At 37.5% G+C, this 23,285-nt stretch carries 25 protein-coding genes; 12 read left to right on the top strand and 13 right to left on the bottom strand.

The window, feature by feature from the left end:
- Positions 1-132: 132 nt before the first annotated feature.
- The 4 genes from ACM5BR_RS14830 (at position 133) to ACM5BR_RS14815 (ending at position 4,473) form a co-directional block, all read left to right on the top strand.
- A complete protein-coding gene (locus ACM5BR_RS14830; RefSeq protein WP_416828780.1) occupies positions 133-528 on the top strand; it encodes an Ig-like domain-containing protein in 396 nt (131 codons plus the stop codon).
- A gap of 606 nt (positions 529-1,134) precedes the next feature.
- Complete coding sequence (locus tag ACM5BR_RS14825; RefSeq protein WP_416828779.1) at positions 1,135-1,647, top strand: YjcG family protein; 513 nt, start codon at positions 1,135-1,137, stop codon at positions 1,645-1,647.
- A 5-nt stretch (positions 1,648-1,652) separates the two neighbouring features.
- Positions 1,653-2,090 (top strand): GNAT family N-acetyltransferase, encoded by a 438-nt coding sequence (locus ACM5BR_RS14820; RefSeq protein ID WP_416828778.1) that lies wholly within the window; start codon positions 1,653-1,655, stop codon positions 2,088-2,090.
- 121 nt (positions 2,091-2,211) lie between these two features.
- Positions 2,212-4,473 carry a UvrD-helicase domain-containing protein gene (locus ACM5BR_RS14815; RefSeq protein ID WP_416828777.1) on the top strand — a complete coding sequence of 754 codons (2,262 nt, stop codon included), beginning with the start codon at positions 2,212-2,214 and terminating at the stop codon, positions 4,471-4,473.
- Between the two features lie 64 nt (positions 4,474-4,537).
- Here the strand turns inward: ACM5BR_RS14815 and ACM5BR_RS14810 are convergent, their stop codons facing one another.
- Together ACM5BR_RS14810 and ACM5BR_RS14805 are read right to left on the bottom strand one after the other, a co-directional pair.
- Entirely contained in the window at positions 4,538-4,681 is a 144-nt protein-coding gene (locus ACM5BR_RS14810; protein WP_416828776.1) for a hypothetical protein, read from the bottom strand.
- Positions 4,682-4,756: 75 nt separating this feature from the next.
- Positions 4,757-5,113 (bottom strand): DUF1360 domain-containing protein, encoded by a 357-nt coding sequence (locus ACM5BR_RS14805; RefSeq protein WP_416828775.1) that lies wholly within the window; start codon positions 5,111-5,113, stop codon positions 4,757-4,759.
- 142 nt (positions 5,114-5,255) lie between these two features.
- Between ACM5BR_RS14805 and ACM5BR_RS14800 the strand changes: the two genes are divergently transcribed.
- Entirely contained in the window at positions 5,256-5,666 is a 411-nt protein-coding gene (locus ACM5BR_RS14800) for a CotY/CotZ family spore coat protein (RefSeq protein WP_416828774.1), read from the top strand.
- Between the two features lie 56 nt (positions 5,667-5,722).
- On the opposite strand, the gene ACM5BR_RS14795 is transcribed toward ACM5BR_RS14800, so the two are convergent.
- Both ACM5BR_RS14795 and ACM5BR_RS14790 read right to left on the bottom strand, forming a co-directional pair.
- Positions 5,723-6,271, bottom strand: a complete 549-nt coding sequence (locus ACM5BR_RS14795) for a CotO family spore coat protein (protein WP_416828773.1) — start codon at positions 6,269-6,271, stop codon at positions 5,723-5,725.
- Between the two features lie 70 nt (positions 6,272-6,341).
- Positions 6,342-7,082, bottom strand: a complete 741-nt coding sequence (locus tag ACM5BR_RS14790; RefSeq protein WP_416828772.1) for a glycosyltransferase — start codon at positions 7,080-7,082, stop codon at positions 6,342-6,344.
- A 170-nt stretch (positions 7,083-7,252) separates the two neighbouring features.
- Here ACM5BR_RS14790 and ACM5BR_RS14785 point away from each other — a divergent pair, with 170 nt between their 5' ends.
- Positions 7,253-8,212 carry a GDP-mannose 4,6-dehydratase gene (locus ACM5BR_RS14785; protein WP_416828771.1) on the top strand — a complete coding sequence of 320 codons (960 nt, stop codon included), beginning with the start codon at positions 7,253-7,255 and terminating at the stop codon, positions 8,210-8,212.
- Between the two features lie 25 nt (positions 8,213-8,237).
- Here ACM5BR_RS14785 and ACM5BR_RS14780 read toward each other — a convergent pair whose 3' ends face one another.
- Positions 8,238-9,236 carry a glycosyltransferase gene (locus tag ACM5BR_RS14780; RefSeq protein WP_416828770.1) on the bottom strand — a complete coding sequence of 333 codons (999 nt, stop codon included), beginning with the start codon at positions 9,234-9,236 and terminating at the stop codon, positions 8,238-8,240.
- Positions 9,237-9,319: 83 nt separating this feature from the next.
- Here ACM5BR_RS14780 and ACM5BR_RS14775 point away from each other — a divergent pair, with 83 nt between their 5' ends.
- The gene (locus ACM5BR_RS14775; protein ID WP_416828769.1) at positions 9,320-10,498 is read left to right on the top strand and encodes a glycosyltransferase; all 1,179 of its coding nucleotides are present in this window, start codon (positions 9,320-9,322) and stop codon (positions 10,496-10,498) included.
- 31 nt (positions 10,499-10,529) lie between these two features.
- On the opposite strand, the gene galE is transcribed toward ACM5BR_RS14775, so the two are convergent.
- The 3 genes from galE to fabI all read right to left on the bottom strand — a co-directional run bounded on the left by galE (position 10,530) and on the right by fabI (position 13,462).
- Positions 10,530-11,513: a UDP-glucose 4-epimerase GalE gene (gene galE / locus ACM5BR_RS14770; RefSeq protein WP_416828768.1), complete on the bottom strand. Its 984-nt coding sequence runs from the start codon at positions 11,511-11,513 to the stop codon at positions 10,530-10,532.
- A gap of 14 nt (positions 11,514-11,527) precedes the next feature.
- Positions 11,528-12,529: a glycosyltransferase family 2 protein gene (locus ACM5BR_RS14765; protein WP_416828767.1), complete on the bottom strand. Its 1,002-nt coding sequence runs from the start codon at positions 12,527-12,529 to the stop codon at positions 11,528-11,530.
- Positions 12,530-12,685: 156 nt separating this feature from the next.
- The gene (gene fabI / locus ACM5BR_RS14760) at positions 12,686-13,462 is read right to left on the bottom strand and encodes an enoyl-ACP reductase FabI (RefSeq protein WP_416828766.1); all 777 of its coding nucleotides are present in this window, start codon (positions 13,460-13,462) and stop codon (positions 12,686-12,688) included.
- 394 nt (positions 13,463-13,856) lie between these two features.
- Here fabI and prpE point away from each other — a divergent pair, with 394 nt between their 5' ends.
- Positions 13,857-14,624, top strand: a complete 768-nt coding sequence (prpE, locus tag ACM5BR_RS14755; protein ID WP_416828765.1) for a bis(5'-nucleosyl)-tetraphosphatase PrpE — start codon at positions 13,857-13,859, stop codon at positions 14,622-14,624.
- Here prpE and ACM5BR_RS14750 read toward each other — a convergent pair.
- The 3 genes from ACM5BR_RS14750 to yjbM are packed head-to-tail and all read right to left on the bottom strand — an operon-like array spanning position 14,614 to position 16,969.
- On the bottom strand, positions 14,614-15,519 hold the full coding sequence (locus ACM5BR_RS14750) for an RluA family pseudouridine synthase (RefSeq protein WP_416828851.1): 906 nt from the start codon (positions 15,517-15,519) through the stop codon (positions 14,614-14,616). The two genes, prpE and ACM5BR_RS14750, sit on opposite strands and share 11 nt — an antisense overlap.
- 5 nt (positions 15,520-15,524) lie before the next feature.
- Positions 15,525-16,322, bottom strand: coding sequence for an NAD kinase (locus ACM5BR_RS14745; protein ID WP_416828764.1), 798 nt, complete (start codon positions 16,320-16,322; stop codon positions 15,525-15,527).
- A 20-nt stretch (positions 16,323-16,342) separates the two neighbouring features.
- Positions 16,343-16,969: a GTP diphosphokinase gene (gene yjbM, locus ACM5BR_RS14740; protein ID WP_416828763.1), complete on the bottom strand. Its 627-nt coding sequence runs from the start codon at positions 16,967-16,969 to the stop codon at positions 16,343-16,345.
- A gap of 558 nt (positions 16,970-17,527) precedes the next feature.
- Here yjbM and ACM5BR_RS14735 point away from each other — a divergent pair.
- The 4 genes from ACM5BR_RS14735 (at position 17,528) to ACM5BR_RS14720 (ending at position 20,013) form a co-directional block, all read left to right on the top strand.
- Positions 17,528-18,094: a CYTH domain-containing protein gene (locus ACM5BR_RS14735; protein ID WP_416828762.1), complete on the top strand. Its 567-nt coding sequence runs from the start codon at positions 17,528-17,530 to the stop codon at positions 18,092-18,094.
- Between the two features lie 229 nt (positions 18,095-18,323).
- Positions 18,324-18,719: a globin domain-containing protein gene (locus ACM5BR_RS14730; protein ID WP_416828761.1), complete on the top strand. Its 396-nt coding sequence runs from the start codon at positions 18,324-18,326 to the stop codon at positions 18,717-18,719.
- Entirely contained in the window at positions 18,719-19,609 is an 891-nt protein-coding gene (locus ACM5BR_RS14725; protein WP_416828760.1) for a ClpXP adapter SpxH family protein, read from the top strand. The genes ACM5BR_RS14730 and ACM5BR_RS14725 overlap by 1 nt, the downstream gene beginning before the upstream one ends.
- Before the next feature lie 230 nt (positions 19,610-19,839).
- Positions 19,840-20,013, top strand: coding sequence for a hypothetical protein (locus tag ACM5BR_RS14720; protein WP_416828759.1), 174 nt, complete (start codon positions 19,840-19,842; stop codon positions 20,011-20,013).
- Positions 20,014-20,101: 88 nt separating this feature from the next.
- Here the strand turns inward: ACM5BR_RS14720 and pepF are convergent, their stop codons facing one another.
- Together pepF and ACM5BR_RS14710 are read right to left on the bottom strand one after the other, a co-directional pair.
- Positions 20,102-21,925, bottom strand: a complete 1,824-nt coding sequence (gene pepF, locus ACM5BR_RS14715; protein WP_416828758.1) for an oligoendopeptidase F — start codon at positions 21,923-21,925, stop codon at positions 20,102-20,104.
- A gap of 72 nt (positions 21,926-21,997) precedes the next feature.
- Positions 21,998-23,206, bottom strand: a complete 1,209-nt coding sequence (locus ACM5BR_RS14710; RefSeq protein ID WP_416828757.1) for a competence protein CoiA — start codon at positions 23,204-23,206, stop codon at positions 21,998-22,000.
- Between the last annotated feature and the right edge of the window lie 79 nt (positions 23,207-23,285).

Genomic DNA, 23,285 nt, shown 5'->3' with positions numbered 1-23,285 from the left:
CTCATTCGACAATTATACTGATATTCCTCTCTTTTTTTCACAAATCTTAATATTATCTTCACTTATAGTTAAATGAAATGTAACACTGCTTATGTATGATAGTCATACTACACAAAAAGGAGGGGAATTTTCTTGATTTTGAGACATAAAGAATTTAAAAGCTGTGGCAATATTATACCTTTTCCTTCATCCATTTCTCATTCATCTTCACTTGAAAAACCACAACTTATGCTCGCTGCTAACATCGTTCCGGTAATTGGAGTTCATTTTAATAAAGCGAAAGTAAAATTAAAGATCGGTCAAACAACAGATCTCCTTGTAGAGATTCTTCCTAGTCATGCTACCGAACTCAGTTTAAATTGGGCAATCACGAATGAAGATATCGTTGAAACCGAACTACATAATAACTATATTCACTTAAAGGCAAAAAAAGCTGGAAGAACAATTATAATCGTAACAACAGAAGATGGACAATTTCGTGATCTTTGCGTTGTTACCATTGCTAGCTATATAACCACTAATAAATAATAATATTCCTTCAGAAACCTCTTTGTAGACACTTCTTTTACCTTTAGCATGAAAAAGAACACAGGCGACGAAAACTAGGATGCCACCTATTATTTGCATCCCCGCTAGTTTCACCCATGGTGGCTCCTATGAGCTCTCTTACAATATTCAACTACTGCTTACGGGTACATAAAAAGGATAGAAACTCCCCCAAATGATCCTCTTGGCTTAGTCCGATATCTACATAACGCTATTTTTATTTTCTTTTTTTATTGTTTATAGTAAAATATGTAATTACAAGTAAGTTTTAGAAATATAATATGCGATATGTACTTGAGCATCGGATATTATCTGATAAAGAAAAGGATTCCTCTGCTATTTTTTGAAAATTCCAACATAGCAAGTCTATCGTTTGCTATACTAAGATACAGTGAAACTTCCCTCGGTGGGGGTTTTTCTCATCCCCCACCCAGGGTTAGCCCACCCAATTCGGACTTTTACGGGCAGTTGTCCCCCACTTAGCCTTTTCAGTTTTCTCTAAGCCTTGAAGTGGGGGTCTTACTGCCCGTTAAAGCGGGATAAATCAATCTTACAGCATCCATAGCTAAAAACAAGGAGGCCGAAAGTATGAAATTAGGTATTGTTATTTTCCCATCTAAAGAAATACAAGATCGAGCAAACAATCTTCGTAAACGATATGATACGAACTATGCACTTATTCCGCCTCATATTACAATTAAGCGTGCATTTGATGCTTCTGAGACAGAAGTAACAGACATTGCGGAACAGCTTAAGAAGATTGCAGCAGGCATCCAACCATTTCCGATACAAGTAACCAAAATTAGTACATTCTATCCCATTACTAACGTTCTTTACTTGAAAATTGAGCCAAATTCCGAGCTTCAGACTTTGCATGACAACATGTACAGTGGCTATTTTACACAAAAACAAGAATATTCGTTTGTTCCGCACATTACCGTTGCACAAGACTTAACAAACCAAGAACATGCCGATGTTCTTGGAAGATTAAAGATGAAGCAATTTCAATATGAGCAAACAATTGACCTCTTTCATCTTATGTATCAACTAGATGATGGCGCTTGGACTGTATATGAAACATTTCATTTAGGAAAGGACTAAAGGCATTGAATATACGAGTAGTAGAAACCAAGGAACAAATGCAGCAGGCATTTGCTATTCGCAAGCTTGTATTTGTCAATGAGCAAAAAGTAACAGCTGAGGAAGAATACGATGAATTTGACTCAATTGCAACGCATGTCGTTTTATATGACAAAGGAGTTCCAGTTGGAACGGGCCGCTTCCGTATTCTTGATGATTATGGAAAATTAGAACGTATTTGCATCCTTTCCTCTGAACGAGGAAAGGGTGCAGGCCGTCTCATCATGGAGAAGCTTGAGAATCTTGCAGCAAAAGAAGGACTGCAAAAAGTAAAGCTTCATGCGCAAACACATGCAGAAGAATTTTATAAAAAACTTGGCTATGAAACGAAATCTGATGTATTTTTAGAAGCAGATATTCCTCACGTTTTGATGACGAAAGAATTATCTACTTTAGATAAATAGATTCCGATTAAAAGGTGACAAAACAGTTTATACACTGTTTCGTCACCTCGTTTTTTTTGTCTGGCTATGATAATATGAAATGTACCTTAATTTTAGTTTAGTAAGAAAGGAGACTCGTGCATTGGACGTTGCACTTTATCAGGATACTACCATTCATTTGCATACATACCCGCGCGAGCTATTCCAAAGATTGTATGAGGCAAGTCTTAAACATGAAGTAACGTGTCCGTCATGTCACAAGCCTGTGAAATTATATTTAGGGATTGCAAAGCAGCCTCATTTTTATCATATTTCTTCTGCACCTGCCTGTAAGACTGCCATTTTTGCTGATAGTCAGCAAGAGATTGCTGCTACTAGCTCTTCTATCGAATTGGGTGGCTTCCGTCTTCCGAAATCACGTACCATCCAGGAGAAGAAGTCTTCCTTCTGGAAAATCATGCAACCTGTAACAAATATTCCGCAGTTTACAACGACAAATAAGTCACTTACATATCATGTATTAAACGAGGAACAGTTTCCACTCGATTCCTCTCAATATGCAGCAGTAACTTGTACGGAAGGTCCACTGTTAATTTTAGCTGGAGCGGGCAGCGGCAAAACAAGAGTACTGACCGCAAGAACTGCCTATATGATCAAAGAAATGGGAATTGATCCAAAGTCGATCATGCTCGTCACCTTTACATCAAAGGCGGCAAAGGAAATGAAGGCGCGCTTGCAGCGGTTTTCCAGCGTCTCTACCCAAGCACTGCGCTCTATCGTAATGGGAACCTTTCATAGTATTTTTTATAAAATGCTGCTCCATTACGATCCAACACGCTGGTCGCCGAATGCCTTGCTAAAATACAGCTGGCAAATCGAACGAATACTGAAGATTGCTGGAGCGGAAATTGGTCTTGATGAGAAGGAATTTCCTTACGACCAAAGCATGTCTCAAATTAGTTATTGGAAAAATACACTCGTCTCCTATGATCACATCACGCCAAAAAATGAATGGGAAGAACAAGTCCTTTACTTATATAAGCGATATGAAGAACAAAAAAGCGAGCAAGGTCAGTTTGACTTCGATGATATGCTGCTCGGCTGCTACGACATGCTACAAACCAATAAAGAATTACTCAGTCGTTATCAGCAGCGGTTTCAATATTTTCTTATTGACGAATTTCAAGACATCAATAAAGTGCAATACGAAATTATGAAGCTCCTATCTCATCCAACAAACAACATTTGTGCAGTAGGCGATGATGATCAGTCCATTTACTCGTTTCGCGGTAGTGATCCATCGTTTATTTTACATTTTGATCATGAATTTAAAGAGGCAACAGTCATTACGCTTCATGAAAATTACCGTTCCTCTCATAGTATCGTGGCGACCGCAAATAAAGTAATTACTCGCAATAAGAAACGACGGCCGAAAATGATGAACGCCCAATTTCATCTTCCAACTCCGCCAGCCTTCTTCTTTCCATATGATGAAGAAGAAGAGGCGACGATGATTGTAAACGATATGAAAGAAAAGATGGAAAAGGGTGCAAATCCCTCTTCCTTTGCGATTTTATACCGCACACATTCGGCTTCACGTGCAGTGTTTGAGCGACTTTGTCAATCTGCCATCCCATTTGTGATAGAACGAGATGCAGAATCGTTTTACAAGCGTAGAATCGCGCGATACCTCTTATCTTATATGCGGCTAAGCATAAATGAAGAAGATACCTCTGCAATAGCGGATTTACTTTCTGCTCTCTTTTTAAAGCAATCTGTTTTACAAGAGCTAAAACGAATTAGCATTTTAGAGGATTGTACACTTGTCTCAGCACTAGCAAAGCTATCTACTGTAAAGCCATTCCAGCAAAAAAAATTACAGCGAATCGTACCGTTTTTTCGAAAACTTCGAAATGTATCGCCGTCTTCTGCTATTGAAATGATTGAAAAAGACATGGGATTTTCTGAATTTATTAAAAAGCGTGGCGGAGAAGGAAATCAGATGGAGAAAGGCTCAGATGATCTTCGTGACATGAAGGTAATCGCTCGAAAGTTCCAAACACTAGACGAATTTCTCGCACATGCAGACCATATGATGGCAATGAATGACGAAATGAAAAAGCTGAGCCAAACATACACTGACGCTGCGTCACTCCTGACCATACACCGAGCAAAGGGATTAGAGTACAAGTATGTATACCTGCTTGGAGGAGTGGATGGCTCACTTCCACATGATTATGCATTAGAATCGTTTCGAGAAGGGGACATAGCGCCACTTGAAGAAGAAAGACGGCTTGCATACGTAGCAATGACAAGAGCACAAGAAATGCTATATGTATCTGTACCGATGACGCGCCGCGGTAAGACAACCCATCCATCGCGCTTCTTTTCTTCTCTTTTCTAATAGGGAAGCTTGCCCGAAAAAATAGGATTCTTTTAAAACAAAAGCAGAGAAACGATCTCTGCTTTTATCTTCCTTCTTGTTCCCCTTGATCTTGTTTTACTTTCTTTTTCTTACCTCCACAGTTACAGCCCTTCTTCTTTACATAGCCCTGCTGTTGCATTTGATACCATTGCTGCAATGTTATATCCTTTTGCGGACGATTATACATGTTCCTCGCCACCTTTTTATACAAAATATCTTCTTTTCACTATATGGTTTTTCCTTAATGCATGTTCCATTTATTTTAATCTTCCATCCATTTAGAGGCAATAATTTCGATGATGGCTGCCATTCCGGCAATTGCCAAAATAAGTAGTAACGGTTCCGTCAACTTTGGCATCAAATAATAACATAATAGCAGCCCTGTAGTGGTCCACATTCCTGTACACCAATAACAGCTAAGCAAGTCCCCTATCCATTTTTGTAAGCCGGTTCCTTTGCTTTTTGTATACGTTTCGATTGTCCCATCCTTCGCTAGCACCTCCATCTCATCAATAAATGGAGCTCGCAGAAATCGTGTAATTTTGTCGTAGACTAGCAATCGTGTTAATCGAAACGAAGCAAATATGAAAATAACAAGCAAAAACCAATTTCCTAGCATTCCTTCACATCCTTTGCTTATCCCGCATTCATTATTTGCCCATGCCCATTTCTCAAAAAGCTAGATAAGTATAGTAACCGAATGAAACCAAATTCAATATCTTATTAGTGTAAACTAAACTTAATGATAAGGAGTGAAAATCATGACACATCATTCTCATTCTGACCTTAGCTGCGTATGTGACGTTGTAAAATTTATCAACGAAATCCAAGACGTAAATAACGATCCAGTCTGCACGACAAATTGCCTAAATCCTGTACTTGGCGCAACTACGAGTGGCCAAATGCCTAACACACGAGTATTCTCTTTATATACGAAAGAAGGCGAATTATTTGAAGCAGAATTTTTAACAGCTGAATGTCACACGGATTCGTCACATTTCTACCGCGTAGAAAGTGTGGAAGATTGTTGTGCAGTATTACGTATATTGACAAAAACGGTAAAAAACATGGGCGTCTGTGAATTCACGGCAACTTCTCAATGCCTTATTGTAGATTTAAATGCTTTCATCGCAATTGCATGTCTTGAAGATGTATTTATACCAGGTGTTTAATGTAAACCTTACAAACTATTATGAGCGGTAGACGTGTTCTACCGCTCTTTCACGTTCTAAATCATTCTCATCTGTATCGTTATAATATCTGAATACGGAATTTTTATAATAGACAATTGATTATATGCACGTAATGTAACCATTTCATCTTCAAAGCTTTTTACATATCCAATATATAAGCCGGATTGCGTTTTCAGTTGGCACAACACCTCGGGAATATAATGCGGACGATTTAATAAATAATAAATCTTCTGCTTATTATCCAGATCTTTAAATGATTTCCTGACCGATTCCTCTACATCCGAATCGATTACCGGAGGAGCTAACTCCGCTACCTCTTCTTTCGTTTGGCTTTCTTCTACCTTTTCTATTAAAGTACTCTTTTCAATTACAGTACTCTTTACTATATACTGTTTGTCATCTTCTTTAGGAGGTTCCTGTACTCTTGAAGAATTAGAATTTTCATCCTCTGTTCTCTCCTGATTTTTTCCTCGTTTATCTGCCTTTATAATAAAAGACTGTTGCATCGAAACCCGTGCTTTTTGAACCTGTGGCTGTGTAATATACAAAAGCGGCTCTTGCTCCAAGTCATTCTTCTTGCCCATGTTTTCTCCCCTCCAAACCGAATTCTTTACTCTACGTACAATGTATACTCGTAACCTAGAAAAATATTTCTTACTCTTCCTTTTTCTTATAAATCTCTTCAGCAGGAAGAATGATTTCATCCTGAAAATCATCTGTAACTCTCAGTCTTTTCGATTTTTCTAATAGTTTATATTCCTGAAACGTCGATGTGTGATATCCAATTCTTGGATACCGAATATAAACATAGTTGTAGCGAGAAGTCCCATACAGTAATAAGTTATGCTGTAAACATGCTTCTAAAAATCTAGTATCTTCTCCTACATTAATAGGTTCAAATGAGACGTTTGGATAAATATCCTTGCGAAATACGATAGTAGCTCCCACTATATAGCTATTAGACAGTTCTTTCCGATTACGAACATATACAAATTCTTTATTTTCGTTGTAAAGTGTAAGCAGTTTATGACGTAAATAGTAAATAAAAACCGTGCTCTTTCCAACAACATCAGCACCACTCTCTTGTAATCCTCTCGCCGCTTCTAATAAATAGTAAGCAGAATAATAATCGTCATCATCAAACTTTACAATATACGGGTAACATGCTTTTGGGATTGCAAAGTTATAACATTCTCCAAGAGTTATATACGCAGGTAGTTGAAAAACAGAAACATTTGGGTATTGCTTTGCTGTTTGTTCCCATTTATTTAAATCCATTTGATCATGATTTAATACAATGATTAATTCTTTCTCTTTATATTGTTGACGCTCATAGTTTGCAAATACATTATTCATTGCTACTTCACGTTTTGTGCAGGTAATAATGGAAAACACCCTATCACCTCCATCCCCTTCGCCTGCATCTAGACCGAAAAAGCACAGCTATTTCATCTTATTCCTACATTCAGAGAAATATTCGTTTGAGCGCCCTCACAAGGTGTAACAGACTTCATATAGTATTAGCATACTTACAAATACTCATTTATTAACATGAGGTGAACAACTTGAAAACAATCCTTGTCACAGGAGTTGCAGGATTCCTCGGTTCTCATTTAGCAACGGAACTATTGCGTACACCAGGAATCACCGTTATCGGTCTAGATAATCTATCAACCGGAAAACTTGAAAATATAGATCATCTTCTTTCGTTAAGTACCTTTCAATTTATTCCGTATGACGTTGCCAAACCCGATGTCATACACTTACACAATCTTGAAACTGTCCATGAAATCTATCATCTAGCTTCCCCAGCCTCGCCAAAGTTCTATCAAGCTCTTCCCTTTGAAACCATCGATATCAATATTCAAGGTACGAAAAATATGCTGGAATTAGGGAAAAGAAAAGGTGCTAAAGTAGTCTATACAAGTACTAGTGAAGCTTACGGGGATCCAGAAGTACATCCGCAACCTGAAAGCTACATGGGAAATGTAAATACTTGGGGTCCTCGTGCTTGTTATGACGAAGCGAAACGTATGGGAGAGGTTCTTTGTTATTTATATTATTCTCTGTATCATGTACCCGTGAAAGTAGCCCGCATTTTTAATACGTATTCAGCTGGACTACGAAATGATGATGGAAGAGTAATTTCAAATTTTGTAACGCAAGCTCTAACAGGTGCTGATATTACTGTGTACGGAGATGGTATGCAAAACAGGTCGTTTTGTTATGTGACTGACACAGTTCAGGGACTTATGCTACTAATGGAGAAGGATGAAGCGAACGGAGAAATAATTAATATTGGAAATCCTGTGGAGTATACCATTATAGAGGTAGCGCATATGGTGAAGAAGCTAACAAATACAGAAAGTAAGATTACGTACCATCCGCTTCCGCAAGATGATCCGAAGCTGCGCAGACCGGATATCAGTAAGGCGCGGCATATAATTGGATGGGAACCAAAAGTTAAGCTGAAGGAAGGGCTAAAATCTACAATTGAAGCTTATAAGAAAAAATTATCAATGTAATTATCAACCCAAATATGGATATATCCTATTCAAAAATATTCCACAACCTAAACAAGTTTTTATTCATGATCATCCCCTTACTCTTAAGGCGGTTTAAAATAATATCAGATTTTCTTCCATCTAAAACGATAATGGCATCTATCTTTTTTCGGTAAAACTTATTGTACAATTTGGTAATATAAATTTCATTTTCATATTTACAAACTTTCTTTACGATTATGTGATGGATGGGACAGACTTTATTCACAAAAAACTCACATCCCTTACTTGAACCGATAATAGCAAAGCGAGGAGTTTTCCCTATATTTTTGCGTACTACATTATGAATATGTCCACTTGCTATCTGTAATGATTCCTCACACGTTCTTGCCTCATCTTTATTACTTAATGACCGTGAGTCTACGCGATATTGATATAATACCTGTGGGATCTTTTCAATAGAGCCAATTTCAATTAAACGCATCCATAAATCAAAATCCTGCCCTATTTTATAATGTTCATTGTATCCTCCTACTGCTTGAAATGCTACTTTTGAAAAGAACATCGTACCGTGAATAACAGGAGGAGCAATAAAGCGAAATTCTTCAATTTCTTCCTTTGTTACAACACTGTTACTCCATTCGATACTTCTTAGGTATTCATCATCTATTACTGAGTTACCATGGATACTTTGTATTAGCGTCCCCACCCCGACAATCCCAGGATTTTCTTTTATGTATTTTACTTGCTCTTCAAATCGATTCTGTAAACTTACATCATCAGCATCTTGTCTAACAATCCAGTCTCCCTTCGATTGTTTAATTCCAAAATTCAAACTGTAGGGCAAGCCGCAATTTGATTCAAGATGAAATATTCGTACTCTAGAATCATGGATATGATTAAGAATTTCTTTTGTTTTATCAGTTGAGCCATCGTTAACAATAATAAATTCAAAATCTTTATAGGTTTGATTTAAGACACTTTCCACAGCCTGAATAAGATATTCTTCGCCATTATATACTGCCATCACAACAGACAATTGCATTCCAATCCCTCCAAATCCCTTTTATTTAACCTGAATTTTAATAAATGATGATTAAAACGTAATTTTTTAGAGGAGTGTTTTAAATGACTCACACTATCGCAGCAAGCGTCGTTATCCCTACATTTAATCGGAAGCACGTATTGCGAAATACGCTGCTTTCTTTAAAGAGACAATCTTATCCCACTGCTCACTATCAAATCATTATTGTCGATGATGGTTCTACTGATGGAACGGAAGAATATGTAAAGTCACTCAATATAGATAATTTACTTTTTATTAAAAATACACATGGTGGACCTGCCGTTGCTCGAAATACTGGCTGGAAAGCTGCAGATGGGAATTTAATTATTTTTTGTGATAGCGATTTTATCGTTCCTTATACTTATATTGAAAATCACGTGATCAGACATGAGGAGAACCAATATCTTGCTCTTTCTGGTATGGGGCATTGGCATTATATTCTTTCCTATAACTTTAAGAACTTATGGAAACAAAAAAGAGATCTAAAACAGGCGTTGAAGAATCCCATCATAAAAAGACGCGTAAAAACTTCACGTGATGGCCACTTACTTAACGAATCCGATATTATTCATAATAGACTCCAACCGTTCCTTTATTGCCCGCCTTTATTCAAAGAATGGGTTTCGCTATTTGAAGAAATTATTAATACCTATGGTGAAGAGCAAAAAAATTTTCATTTACCATGGCTAACATTCTGTACAGGAAATGTCTCTATACGAAAAAGCCATTTAGAGAACTTAGATGGGTTTGACGAATTACTAAGAGAACATGAAGATTGGGAATTAGGATATCGAATATATTTAGATGGGGGAACATTTCATTTTTCTAAAGATGTAGAAGCATATCAGCAGCTTACACCACCTAGCAACAAAAACCGTAGAGAACAAGCTCATTACTCCTATCAATATCTCTGCCAAAAACATCCTTCCATTGATATATGGCTCACTGTATTACTAAAAAATAATATTGTGTCATTTGTTGAATTGTCTACTATTTTAGATCAACATAGACAAATAGAGAACAAATCTTCTCATTTTTCTACTCTCTCTCATCACTTTGAACAGATGATACTGCTTTATATGAAAGGTAACATTCCCCCTCTATTTGATTCTATTACCCAAACAACTCATTCTTACGACATTCTTAAAGCAAGAGAAGAACTAAACCACGCAGGTAATTTTAAAGAGTGGCTATATGCATTTGATTATTTGGCTTACGATCTAAAATATATAAAATCCTAGTAATTCAAGTTTTAAGGAGTACGGTATTTTCTCACATTTTATACCCATCCTGGTTAGCTTTATGCCACTGCCACGCAGACAGAATCATCTCCTCTAAAGAATACTTAGGAATCCAACCAAGTTCCTCATTGATTTTTTTTGCAGAAGCAACTAAAGAAGGAGGGTCTCCTTCTCTTCTTCGCTCGTATACAACATTAGCTTTCTTCTGTGTTATTCTTTCACATTCTTTAATAATCTGATTAACAGAATATCCTTTATTTGTACCTACGTTATAAACTCTTCCAATAGACGATGCAGTAAGTAAATTTTGCAGCGCTAAAATATGCGCATCTACCAAATCAAGAACGTGGATATAATCACGTACACAAGTCCCATCTACAGTACGAAAGTCATTGCCAAATACAGAAACATGTTTTGATTTTCCTAATAGGTGCATAAGAATGTTCGGAATTAAATGCGTTTCAGGATGATGTAATTCACCAAGTTTCCCAGAGAAGTCTGCACCAGCTACATTAAAGTAACGAAGAATAATATAATCTAAACCATAAGTTTTAAAACAATCCTGTATCATTTGTTCAACCATTAACTTAGAACGCCCATATGGATTAATGGGGGATGTAGGGGATTCTTCATCTAAAATAATCTCTGATAAACCGTAGGTAGCACATGAAGAGGAAAATATGATTTTTTTAACATTATGCTTCATCATAGCCTTTAATAGAACGAAAGAGTTTATAACATTATTTTCATAATATGTAAGAGGATTAAATACAGACTCTCCAACTATACAACTTGCAGCAAAATGTATGACAGCCTCAATTTTGTATCGGGTAAAGATATTTTCCAACAAAGCCGAGTCTCCTACATTCCCCTCAACAAATATTGCTCTAGAATCTAATAAATACAAATGTCCTGTTGAAAGATCATCAAGCACCAAAATATTATATCCTTTATCCAATAATTCCTTTACTGCATGACATCCTATATAGCCTGCTCCGCCTAAAACGAGGATCATCTTTTCACCCCCAGTTATTGAATTTTAAAAATATGTTTATCCATCTTTAACCCTATATGAGTAAGTTTTTGCATAAATTGACGCGATTTAGGATCATTCATAATAAATACAGCATCCACCTTATCTTTGTTCAGCAGGTTATAGATTTCCCTTTTTCTCAGTGATGTAATTTTACTAATATATTTTTGAACATGGATATTAACATAAGGAGCAATATCGTTCTTAAAATATTCACATTTACTTTGTGACGCAGCAACAATAACATGCAAAATTTTAATTAGAGAATAGCTTTTAGCATGGCATATACTGTCTCGTATCCCCATTGTAGAAGCCAATAACACTTCTTTATTTAACATGGCCGAATCACGATGACTAAGAGAGCTGGGAACAACACGATAGCGATACAACACCATAGGTATTTTTTCAAATGGCATGATTGCAAATAAACGAATCCACAAATCATGATCATAGACTATTTTAAAAAGAGGATTATATCCTCCCACACTTTGGAATGCCTCTTTTAAAAAGAGTACGGAACCATGACATACATAACATTCAAGGAATCTTGATGCATAGACTTCTTCGCTTGACTTGACCTTATTAAAATAAAATTCATGAGCTTGCAAAAATTCTTTAGAAACAAATTTTTTTCCTGCAATCGTTTTAACAAAGGAGCTTACCCCAATTGCTTGAGGATTATTTTTCAAATAGTTTACCTGAGCTTCCAATCTTTTAGGCTCACTTATATCGTCGGCATCCTGAATTGCAATCCACTTTCCCTTTGCTTGGCTAATTCCATAATTCAGACAAAATGCTGCACCTTGATTTATTTCTAAATGGATGACTGTAACTCTTTTATCTTGAATAGAATCTAAAATCTTCTTTGTTCTATCTGTTGAACCATCATTCACAATCATGTATTCGAACTCTGTAAACGTTTGGTTTAAAATACTGTCAATACATTCCTGAAGATATTCTTCCCCGTTGTAAACGGCAGTTACTACTGATACTAGCATAGCCACCACCTCCCTAAAACCTCGTACCAAACCGGTTACCTGATTCCATTCCAAATCTATACCATGTATATTCAGTTGATCACAAATCTTGCTAGTTCATTCTATATGAAAAAAAGCAATCAGCTATCGCTGATTGCTTTTGATGACTCAACTTTATTATCCTAAAATGTGATAACCAGAGTCCACATGTAAATTCTCTCCTGTAATACCACGAGCCATATCACTGAACAAGAATGTAGCAGCATCTCCAACCTCTTCTTGCGTAACATTACGACGAAGTGGTGTTCTCTCTTCAATTGCGGTTAAAATGCTGTTAAATTCGCCGATACCTTTTGATGACAACGTACGGATTGGACCAGCAGAAATGGAATTGACACGGATATTGTGCTGTCCTAAATCATTCGCTAAGTATCTTACACTTGCATCAAGAGCTGCTTTTGCAACGCCCATCAAGTTATAGTTCTTAATTACACGTTCGCCGCCTAGGTATGTTAATGTAACAATGCTTCCGCCTTCTGTCATAACTTCCTTCGCTACTTTGGATACAGCTGTTAACGAATAAGCACTGATATCTAATGCAAGCTTAAAGCCATCACGAGAAGTATCTACAAACCCTCCTTTTAAATCTTCTTTATTGGCAAATGCAATACAGTGTGCTAAACCATGAATCGTTCCAACTTTTTCTTTAATTTCTGCAAAGCAATTTGCAATGTCTTCATCACTTGTTACATCACATGGAATAATAAGAGAGTTTTGACCTTCAAGAGTTTCTGCTAATTCACGTACACTTTTTTCAAGTCTTTCCCCTACATATGTAAAAATTAAGTTTGCTCCTGCTTCGTGAAGAGAACGTGCTATTCCCCAGGCAATACTTCTTTGGTTTGCAACACCCATTACAACAATGTTTTTTCCTTTTAAATTGAGAAGAGTCATTCTTCCATCCTCCTATGATATATAACACTAGTTATTAGTACCTGATACTATAAATAGTGTACCATACTTTTCATACCCTGCAAACAAATAATACGTTACCTTTTCATCCACATCATAGGTTCGTATATTCACATTTTCACCTAAACTTTCGTTCAGACATTCCCTTTCATCTATCCCCTGAAAAAATCAATTCTATTCAAATTATAGAAATTTAAGTAAAATCAAAGTATCAGAATCATACTAATGAAGTAAAGAAATGGTTTAGATCTTGACGCAAGCTCTCACCTTACATATATAAGGTTTCATGTATGGATTTCATACACAAAAAGAAATGTTAGATTAGATAGATAATCTGGAGCATAATGAGCTGCCAAAGCGAAAGGACGAGGATGGTATGATAGAAGCTTACGATATTATTGGAGATATCCATGGATGTTTTAGCGAATTCGTCAGTCTTACAAAATTACTTGGCTATCAATGGCGAAACGATATACCGGTTCATCCAAAAGGACGCAGACTCGTATCTGTCGGAGATATTACCGATCGCGGGCCAGATTCATTGCGAATGGTCGAAATCATTTGGAATCTTGTCATAGGACGAAAAGAAGCATGGTATGCTCCTGGAAATCATTGCAATAAATTGTATCGCTATTTTCTTGGTCGAAACGTACAAATTGCTCACGGATTAGAGACAACCGTTGCGGAATATACAAAGCTTTCTTCTAAGGAAAAAGATAAGATTCGGAATAAGTTTATCCAGTTGTATGAACAATCACCTCTCTATCACGTTCTCGATAACGGAAACCTAATCATTTGCCATGCAGGAATAAAACAAGAATTTATTGGACGGAGAGATAATGAGGTGAAAACCTTCGTCCTTTATGGAGATATTACAGGGGCTAAGCATGAGGATGGTTCTCCCGTTCGCAGAGATTGGGCAAAACATTACAAAGGAAAGGCGTGGATTGTATACGGACATACTCCTGTTTTACAGCCACGTTTTATGAATCATAGTGTAAATATTGATACTGGGGCTGTTTTTGGTGGAATGTTAACGGCTCTTCGTTATCCAGAAATGGAGACAGTCAGTGTTCCTTCCTCTATGCCCTTCGTACAAGAGAAATTTCGTCAGTTTGACAAAGAAGAGCGACCTATTTTGTAGGTCGCTCTTCTTCGATTACAGCCTTCATATCAGCAGGAACTTCACAGGTAAAGGACATCTGCTGATGCATAGCAGGATGATGAAACGTTAGCGAGGTACTATGCAGCGCCTGTCTGTTCATCTGCGTTCTTACACCGCCATACAAATCATCTCCAAGAAGAGGATGACCAATGTGCGCCATATGTACGCGAATTTGATGCGTTCTTCCGGTTTCAAGTTGCAGGGCTACTCTTGTACAATTCGGCAGCCTTTCTAACACACGATAATGGGTGACAGCATGCTGTCCCTCTAAAGAGACCATCCGTTCAATAATACTCTCAGCCTTTCTCGCAATCGGAGCAGAAATAGTTCCTTCCTCTTCCGTTACAATCCCATGTACGAGCGCTTCATACGTTCTAACAATTGACTTCGTTTGCTGCTGTTTTGAGAAAGTATGATGAATAAAGCGATTTTTGGCAATGAGCATAAGCCCTGATGTATCACGATCAAGCCGAGTCACAATATGTACCGTACTTGTTATATGCTGCTGATCGTAATGATATAACAGAGCATTTGCTACTGTTCCATGCGGATGTTCGCGTGAAGGAATGGATGACATATACGGGTCTTTATTGATAACCATCAAGTAATCATCCTCATATACAATATGTAATGGAATATCTTCACTGACCATTCCTTCGCTTCGTTCTTCAGGAGGAAAGGTAACCTGTAATGTTTCACCAGCCTTCAGCTCATGCCGGACTGTTACTTCATCTCCATTAACAGCTATCGTACCGCCATGAAACTTAATATCAGTAAGAGCTGCCCTTGAAACTCCCTTTGCTCGTAGAAACTCCCGAACTAGAATTCCTGCTTCTTGTTCTGTTATATTCCAATGTAATACGGTCATACGCACCTTTCCTATCGATCTGCCACAAATGAATCCCGAACACGCTTCCAAAATGGAAATGGACGGTAGCGAACGAATCGAATCTTTTGCTGTGCAACGCGGCATTGAATAGATTTCACATCCGCATGTGGAATGCTTAAATGGTCAATGCCTATTTGCAAATTCATATGTGATACGGGTTTGATTATACAAGTATGATGTTTGGGTAGTACTAAAGGAGAGCCGACAGTACGAAACACTCGATTATTAATCGAGGCCATTTCCGTTATTTGCATTGCTTCTAGCGACGGATGAATGATAGCTCCTCCTAATGCTTTATTATAAGCTGTACTTCCAGACGGAGTAGAAATACATAATCCATCACCACGGAAGGTTTCAAAATAATCGCCACGAATTTCTAAATCCGCTACGAGGGTTCCATCCGTTCTCCTTACGGTCACTTCATTTAATGCCAAATATTGCAATTCTTTTCCGCCATCCAGGTAGCGGACTATGACTTCTAGCAGCGGATATTCCACCACATGAAAGGGGGTTTTGGCAACAGCAATTACTAGCTTTTCCACTTCACTCGGAAGCCAGTCAGCATAGAAGCCGAGATGCCCTGTATGTACACCTACAAAGGCTGTTTTATCCAATCGGTTACTATACCGATGAAAGGCGTAAAGAAGCGTTCCATCCCCACCGACTGAAATGACGATAGCTGGTTCTTCTTCGTTATTCGTAAATCCAAAATCCGCTAAATACTGTCGCATCTTACTTGCAAGCTCATTTGAAGCTTGATCTCCCTTTGATGTGATTGCAAAATTCATCGACAACACCCTTTAATTTTTTATTCTAGCTCTGTTTTTCGCGAAAAAACCTTCTGTGCTTCTTGTATTTCAATACGAATGGAAGACATTTCTTCGTCAAGTCGAAAGGCTGCTTCTGCAGCACGCTGCAGACGTTCTCGTATATCCTCCGGAAACTGTCCTTTATACTTATAATTTAATGAATGCTCAATCGTTGCCCAGAAGTTCATTGCTAACGTACGAATTTGAATTTCAACCAATACTTTCTTTTCCCCTTGAATCGTTTGAACTGGATACTCTACCACAACGTGATAGGAACGATAGCCGCTTTCTTTATTTTGCGTTACATAATCTCGTTCTTCTACTATTTCAAAATCATTTCGTTTTCGAAGAAGCTCAACAACTGGTTTTATATCATCAACAAATTGGCACATAATTCGAAGTCCTGCTATATCCTGCATTTCCTCTTCTAATTTGTCTAATTCAATATTTCGTTTTATTGCCTTATCAAGAATGCTTGGTACGGATTTAACTCTACCCGTTACAAACTCTATAGGAGAATGGTTTGTGACCATCTCAAATTGGGATCGCATTCCTTTCAGTTTCACCTTTAATTCAGACATCGCTTGCTCATAGGGAGCTAAAAATTCTTTCCAATCGCGTATCATATAACCACCATCCAATACATAATCCCACTCAAATCATCCGTTATGTTTCTTATTACATACGTCAGATAATAAGAGTATGATTTTTACATTCGGAACCTCTTTCTTTGGTTTACAAATAGGATTATTTCTACTTTCTCCACAAGTTTTTCTCTAGAGCTTGCATTTCCCTTATTCAGCGAGATACTTCAGCTATTCCCATGTTTTCAAGCTCAAGTAAGTTCCTATCCCATCTTATGTATACCTTCTTCTCTTCTTGCATCATAACTTTACAATACGACCAATGCGTATACGAAATTGTTATGTAGCAGTATTTCTCTTTATTTTTAACCTATATAAAGTGAAACTTAATTTACCATCTACTTGTTTTTTTAAGAGGGATAAAACTTAAAAAAACAAGATGATTTTCAATAATTTTGGTATCTGTGCACGATTCAGTTTCCTCAGGTTATGTTGTATCATGCACTTTTATTGTAACATAACAGAGAAGATTACAAATAAAACATTGAATCAAAATACTTGAAAAGAGATAATTAGTAACAAAAGAAAGGATGACTATTTATGAGCCAAGAAATCGAAATTGAAATAAAGAATATGGTAACGAAGGACGAATTTGAAAAGCTATGTACTGTATTTTCTATAACTTCCTTTACAGAACAAGTAAATCATTATTTTGAAACAGAAGATTTTGCCATAAAGAATAACGGGGCAGCACTGCGCATTCGATACAAAAACAATACTTGGACACTTACATTAAAACAACCGGCAGAGATTGGCCTTTTAGAAACCCATCAACAACTATCGAAGGAAGCAGCAAGCAAGATGATAGAAACCGGAAAACCTGTTGAAGGACAAATTGCGACTATTCTTGAGAGCTTCGGAATTTCAACAGCTATAAAATATTTTGGGAGCTTGACGACAAAGCGATCTGAAATCGAATATGAAGGTGGGTTACTCGTATTTGATCATAGCTTTTATTTTCATGAAGACGATTATGAACTTGAATATGAGGTAGATGAAGAATCGAAAAAGGAAGCATTTCTACAATTGTTATCTGCGCATAACATCCCCATTCGTCCGGCTCAGAACAAGGTACAGCGCTTCTTTCTTGCGAAGCAGCATTCTTAATTCTAATTACGTGAACCTTGAATAGCCTCCCTTCTGTGTAAGTCGTGAGAGATCAAAAACTGCCTGATATAGTACACGCAAACCACTTTAGTTGCTCTTTATGATGCACTATTGCTACAATATAATAAAGTTCTATTCGTAGCATGGTTCTACTGGATGGATTAAAAACTTCACTAAGCCCGTTGTAACGGGATAGAGGTACATCTACGGAAAAAGGAGTAAGCAAGACATGAATCAAAACGCAAATACACCATTCGAAGCAATGGGCGGGGAACGGACACTTTCAACGTTGGTTGATACCTTTTATTCGTATGTGAGTCAACATCCAGATTTAACTCCGATTTTTCCGGACGATTTAACGGAAACAGCTCGTAAGCAAAAACAATTTTTAACTCAATACTTTGGCGGACCCGCCCTTTATACGACAGAGCATGGTCACCCTATGCTCCGCGGGCGTCATCTTCAGTTTGAAATCACACCTAAACGAAAGGAAGCCTGGCTTTCTTGTATGGAACGTGCATTGGATGATGTTGGAATCGTAGGTCCTCTTCGTGAATTTATCTGGGAACGATTACGACTTACCGCTACGCATATGGTTAATACGCCCGAAATAGGTGAGGAATAATGGAAAATCAAGAATTTGGCAAAATCATACCCACTTCTTTTCATAGGTGTGTTAAGAAGCCGATCGAAGCGTTCTTATTCATTGATCCTCTTTGCAGTGACTGCTGGACAATCGAGCCTTACATCATCAAGCTCCTTCTCGAATACGGTGACTACTTTTCACTACGGTACATTTTGACCGGTAAGGCAGAAACAGCTACTTCGAATCCACTCACATGGAATAAACCTGCTAATATTCGATTTGTGTGGGAAAAAACATCTAGTCTTCACGGATTTTCTTGCGATGGGAAAAGAACGCTGTATCATTCAGAATCTTCCCCCTATATTTGTTCATTTGCAGTGAAAGCTGCAGAACTACAAGGTAGAAAAGCAGGAGCTATATTTCTTCGAAAGCTTCGTAAGCATTTGTTCTTACACACGATAGAAGTACCTGATAATGATCAATTACTTACCGTTGCAAAGAATAGCGGAATTGATGTTACGGAATTTATGCATGATTTGCACTCTCCAAGTGCAGCTAGAGCTTTTCAATGTGACTTGAAGTTTACAAATGAAATGCATATTACAGAAATTCCTTCGATTGTTTTTTTTCAAACAAACTCTGATGCAGAAGGCATTAAAGTAGCGGGTGTGTATTCTTATCCGGTTTATGTACAAGTACTTAAGGAAATGATGAACAATCAGTTAGTTGCAAAGCCTCTTCCATCGTTCGAAAAAACGATAGAACGGTTTGAATTTTTGACTACCGATGAAATTGCGGTTATCTATGATCTAACACATACTGAGGCGGAGATAGAATTAAAGAAACTACAGCTGAAACGGAAAGTAAAACAATATTCATGCGAAAGAGATGTCTATTGGACGCTCGTAAAAGAAAATGACTCTGTGTAAACACAGAGTCATTTTCTTTTACGGCTTATAAAATTTTAAAGGGGATGGGAGAAATTTCACGTTCAAACAAAGGGGTATATGTTTGTTTGTGAATTAGTTCACGGATATTATGTTACAGTATACGACTAATTATGACAACAGTTTTTGTTCCATTTTCACAAAAAAGTCACATTCTAAACATTTTACCCTATGAATACATTATAAATACTAAGAATAGGAGGTATTTTTATATGATTCAGAAAATTATGATTAGTCTTGTAATAGTCGGTTTCATGTTTCTGTTATACTTACTTTCTTTACTGCAGCTCTTTCCCATCTTACTAGCCGTTCCCCTTTTATTTGGATCCATCGTCTTTTCCATCTCATTATTAAATGGGCATAAACGTTTTCGTGGTTTCCACTAAATAAATTCTTCTCTCCTAGCTATTTCCTATTTCCTACTACTAGGTTTCACTTTATCAAAAAAAAAGACGCAAATGCGTCTCTTTTCTATTATTCCTCAAAAAGTAGCTGTTCAAATTCATTTAACTTTTCTTCAAATACTTGCAGTGCTTCTTTCACAGGTTCTGCTGAAGTCATATCGACTCCCGCCTTTTTCAATACTTCAATCGGATAATCAGAGCTTCCTGCTTTTAAGAAGTTTTGAATGTATCGTTCTACTGCCGGCTTTCCTTCCTCTAAAATTTGCTTTGATAACGCTGTTGCTGCACTAAACCCAGTTGCATACTGGTATACATAGTAATCATAATAGAAATGGGGAATGCGTGACCATTCTAGTCCGATTTCTTCATCAATTACTAAATTTTCTCCAAAGTATTTTTTGTTTAGCTCATAGTACAAATTCGTAAGGAGATCTGGTGTCAATGCTTGCCCTTCTTGTGCCTTCGTATGAATAAGGTGCTCAAATTCGGCAAACATCGTTTGACGGAATACGGTACCGCGGAAGCCTTCTAAATAATGATTTAACAAGTATAGACGTTTCTTCCTATCATCAGTAGTTTTTAATAAATAGTCATTCAATAACGCTTCATTACAAGTTGAAGCAACTTCCGCAACAAAAATAGAATAGTCGCCGTAGACATATGGCTGATTTGAACGGGTATAATAGCTATGCACGGAATGTCCAAATTCATGAGCCAGTGTAAATAAACTATTTACATTATTTTGCCAGTTCATTAAAATGTAAGGATTTGTTCCATATGCACCAGATGAATAAGCGCCGCTTCGTTTTCCTCGATTTTCATGAACGTCTACCCAATGGTTTTCAAAAGCTTCTTTCAAAATAGCTACATACTCTTCACCCAGTACCTTGAATGCTTCAAGTAAAGTTTGCTGCGCTTCCTCATAAGTAACTTCCATTTTCACTTCTTTCACAAGCGGAGTGTACAAATCGTACATATGAATGTCATCTAGCTGCAAAGCACGTTTTCGAATATCCACATAACGATGAAGCAAAGAAAGACGATCATTAACTGTATTTACGAGCTGATCATAGACGCTCTCTGGGATATTATTACCGCTAAGAGCAGCTTCACGTGCAGACTGGTATTTACGAACTTGTGAGTAAAAATTGTTTTTCTTTACTGCACCGCTTAATGTGCTGGCAAATGTGTTTTTATAAGCTCCATACGTATCGTATACTGCTTTAAAGGCATCATGACGAACACGCCCATCATCACTCTCTAAAAATTGAATATAACGTCCATGTGTCACTTCTACTTTGTTTCCAGCTTCATCTTGAATTTCTGGAAATTTTATATCTGCATTGTTTAACATACCAAATGTATTACTTGAACTGCGAAGCACTTCAGACGCACTTGCTAATATAGCTTCTTCGCTTTCGGACAATACGTGTGGGCGCTGACGAGTAATTTCCTCTAATGCATGTGTATATAGTTTAAGCTCTTCATTTCCTTGTAGGAAAGCTGCTATGGTTTCTTCTGGAATCGCTAGTATTTCAGGTACAATATATGCCATTAAACTAGATGCCTGTGCATATAGATTCGTAGCTCTGTCATTGAACGCTTGATAGAAGGAATTGGTCGTATCTTCGTCATAGCGCATATGGGCATATGTATACAATTTTCCTAGACGAAGCATGATATCATCTTGGAATTTCAGAACAGCTACTAGTTCATTTGCTGATGTTCTGAGCTTTCCTTTAAAGTCACCTATCTTTGATAAGGTGTTCTTTACATCTGAGAATTCTTTTTCCCATTGATCATCAGACGCAAAAATGTCTTCCAATCGCCATGTATATTGTTTTTCTACTTCACTTCGAGTTGGCAAGGTTTTCGTTCCTTGTGTTTCACTCATTTGAAAGCCCCCTTTTCACGTATATCATTCGACTTTTGAGACAGTAATCCTGCCATAACGCCCTACTCCCTATTATATCCTTTTTCCTTTAGAAGATGTTAACGTATGCTTTGCAAAAAGCGAAAGAGCATGCTTCATAGCTATTTCATCTCTGCGTAGTGCTTCCTCACCTGTTTTTGGAAGGATGACATCCGAACGCTTTTGAAAAACTTCAGGCGCTAGCTGTGTAAGAAATCCTGCCTCTTGAAGGTAGCTTGCATATTCAAAAAACGCTAGCTTTGGAAAGGTAGGAGGGAAATATGGCAATAGCCTTGGCTTCCACCTTCTCCTAGCCCGTAGTCTTTCATACATCTTGCGTATAGAAAAACTTTCCCCGACCTGCAGACGGTCTATTTCTTCTAACAACATAAAGCTTTGCCAAAAAAGAGCCGGAGTATGAATACCTATTAAAGAAGGAAGGGGAATGGCGACTTCTGAAGGAAAAAGCGAAGGAGGGATTCCTCTTTCATATAGGAACAAGAAAAACTCAGAATGACTTCGAAACAGCGAGTACAGTCCATTTTCTCGCCAACGTCTTTTTTTCTTATTCCATTCATGCTTCAATTGCGTAAGCTGTATGTTACTTTGGATGAAAATAGAAGAGAAACGAGTGGTATGTAACGGAAGATACTGTATATGTGAGTACGAATGGTAGGAGGAAAAAGGAATAACAGGACTACAACGAAAAAAGGCTTTTGAAGAAGGACAAAAGTAGAGCAGAGATGGAGGAGTGACTTGCTGGATAAATAATGTATGAAACGAAGAAGTACGAAGCCATTGCACGCCGGTTCGTTTAAATTGATTCCCGCCGAGTATCCACAGTACTCGTATTCCCTCGTTCCAATAGGATTTTGTCCTCTTTATGAACTGCTCTGCAGGAATAACGGAGCATTGATATTCCAGTGCAACCTTGGTTTGACCAGATGTTAGAAGTAAATCCGGACGTTGCTGAATACTTCTAATATACGGTTCCAGTTCAACAGACTTTCCTTGTGATAGCAACCAATTATAAAGAAGCTCTTTTCCATGTAGATGATACGGGGACTCTCTTTCTAGCTGCAAGGGGCACTGGTTTTTTCGATGGGCAAAATGAGGTTTCATTTTCTCTCCAATCTTTAGTAGTACCTCGCCTTGACAAACCGGACAATAAAAGGAATCACTATGTTTCACTTCGTAAAGCCATTCTTTACTGTAATGGAGGGCATTCATACGCTCCCCTTTTTCATTCATAGCAATAAACAATCAATCACGCCCCTTTCTCTCGATTCTCTACTATCTTCGACAAAAAGGATATGATTCCTACTAAATAAGAAAAAACCCG

This window comes from Ectobacillus polymachus (assembly GCF_048159605.1).
Classification (GTDB): domain Bacteria; phylum Bacillota; class Bacilli; order Bacillales; family Bacillaceae_G; genus Ectobacillus; species Ectobacillus polymachus.
This window is presented reverse-complemented; position numbering and strand designations above follow the sequence as displayed.

Coding starts and splice junctions, on each gene's coding strand:
- ACM5BR_RS14825 (WP_416828779.1), top strand. CDS start 1,135: ATGAAATTAGGTATTGTTATTTTCCCATCTAAAGAAATACAAGATCGA.
- ACM5BR_RS14810 (WP_416828776.1), bottom strand. CDS start 4,681: ATGTATAATCGTCCGCAAAAGGATATAACATTGCAGCAATGGTATCAA.
- ACM5BR_RS14805 (WP_416828775.1), bottom strand. CDS start 5,113: ATGCTAGGAAATTGGTTTTTGCTTGTTATTTTCATATTTGCTTCGTTT.
- ACM5BR_RS14800 (WP_416828774.1), top strand. CDS start 5,256: ATGACACATCATTCTCATTCTGACCTTAGCTGCGTATGTGACGTTGTA.
- ACM5BR_RS14795 (WP_416828773.1), bottom strand. CDS start 6,271: ATGGGCAAGAAGAATGACTTGGAGCAAGAGCCGCTTTTGTATATTACA.
- ACM5BR_RS14780 (WP_416828770.1), bottom strand. CDS start 9,236: ATGCAATTGTCTGTTGTGATGGCAGTATATAATGGCGAAGAATATCTT.
- ACM5BR_RS14775 (WP_416828769.1), top strand. CDS start 9,320: ATGACTCACACTATCGCAGCAAGCGTCGTTATCCCTACATTTAATCGG.
- galE (WP_416828768.1), bottom strand. CDS start 11,513: ATGATCCTCGTTTTAGGCGGAGCAGGCTATATAGGATGTCATGCAGTA.
- ACM5BR_RS14765 (WP_416828767.1), bottom strand. CDS start 12,529: ATGCTAGTATCAGTAGTAACTGCCGTTTACAACGGGGAAGAATATCTT.
- fabI (WP_416828766.1), bottom strand. CDS start 13,462: ATGACTCTTCTCAATTTAAAAGGAAAAAACATTGTTGTAATGGGTGTT.
- prpE (WP_416828765.1), top strand. CDS start 13,857: ATGATAGAAGCTTACGATATTATTGGAGATATCCATGGATGTTTTAGC.
- ACM5BR_RS14745 (WP_416828764.1), bottom strand. CDS start 16,322: ATGAATTTTGCAATCACATCAAAGGGAGATCAAGCTTCAAATGAGCTT.
- yjbM (WP_416828763.1), bottom strand. CDS start 16,969: ATGATACGCGATTGGAAAGAATTTTTAGCTCCCTATGAGCAAGCGATG.
- ACM5BR_RS14735 (WP_416828762.1), top strand. CDS start 17,528: ATGAGCCAAGAAATCGAAATTGAAATAAAGAATATGGTAACGAAGGAC.
- ACM5BR_RS14730 (WP_416828761.1), top strand. CDS start 18,324: ATGAATCAAAACGCAAATACACCATTCGAAGCAATGGGCGGGGAACGG.
- ACM5BR_RS14725 (WP_416828760.1), top strand. CDS start 18,719: ATGGAAAATCAAGAATTTGGCAAAATCATACCCACTTCTTTTCATAGG.
- ACM5BR_RS14720 (WP_416828759.1), top strand. CDS start 19,840: ATGATTCAGAAAATTATGATTAGTCTTGTAATAGTCGGTTTCATGTTT.
- pepF (WP_416828758.1), bottom strand. CDS start 21,925: ATGAGTGAAACACAAGGAACGAAAACCTTGCCAACTCGAAGTGAAGTA.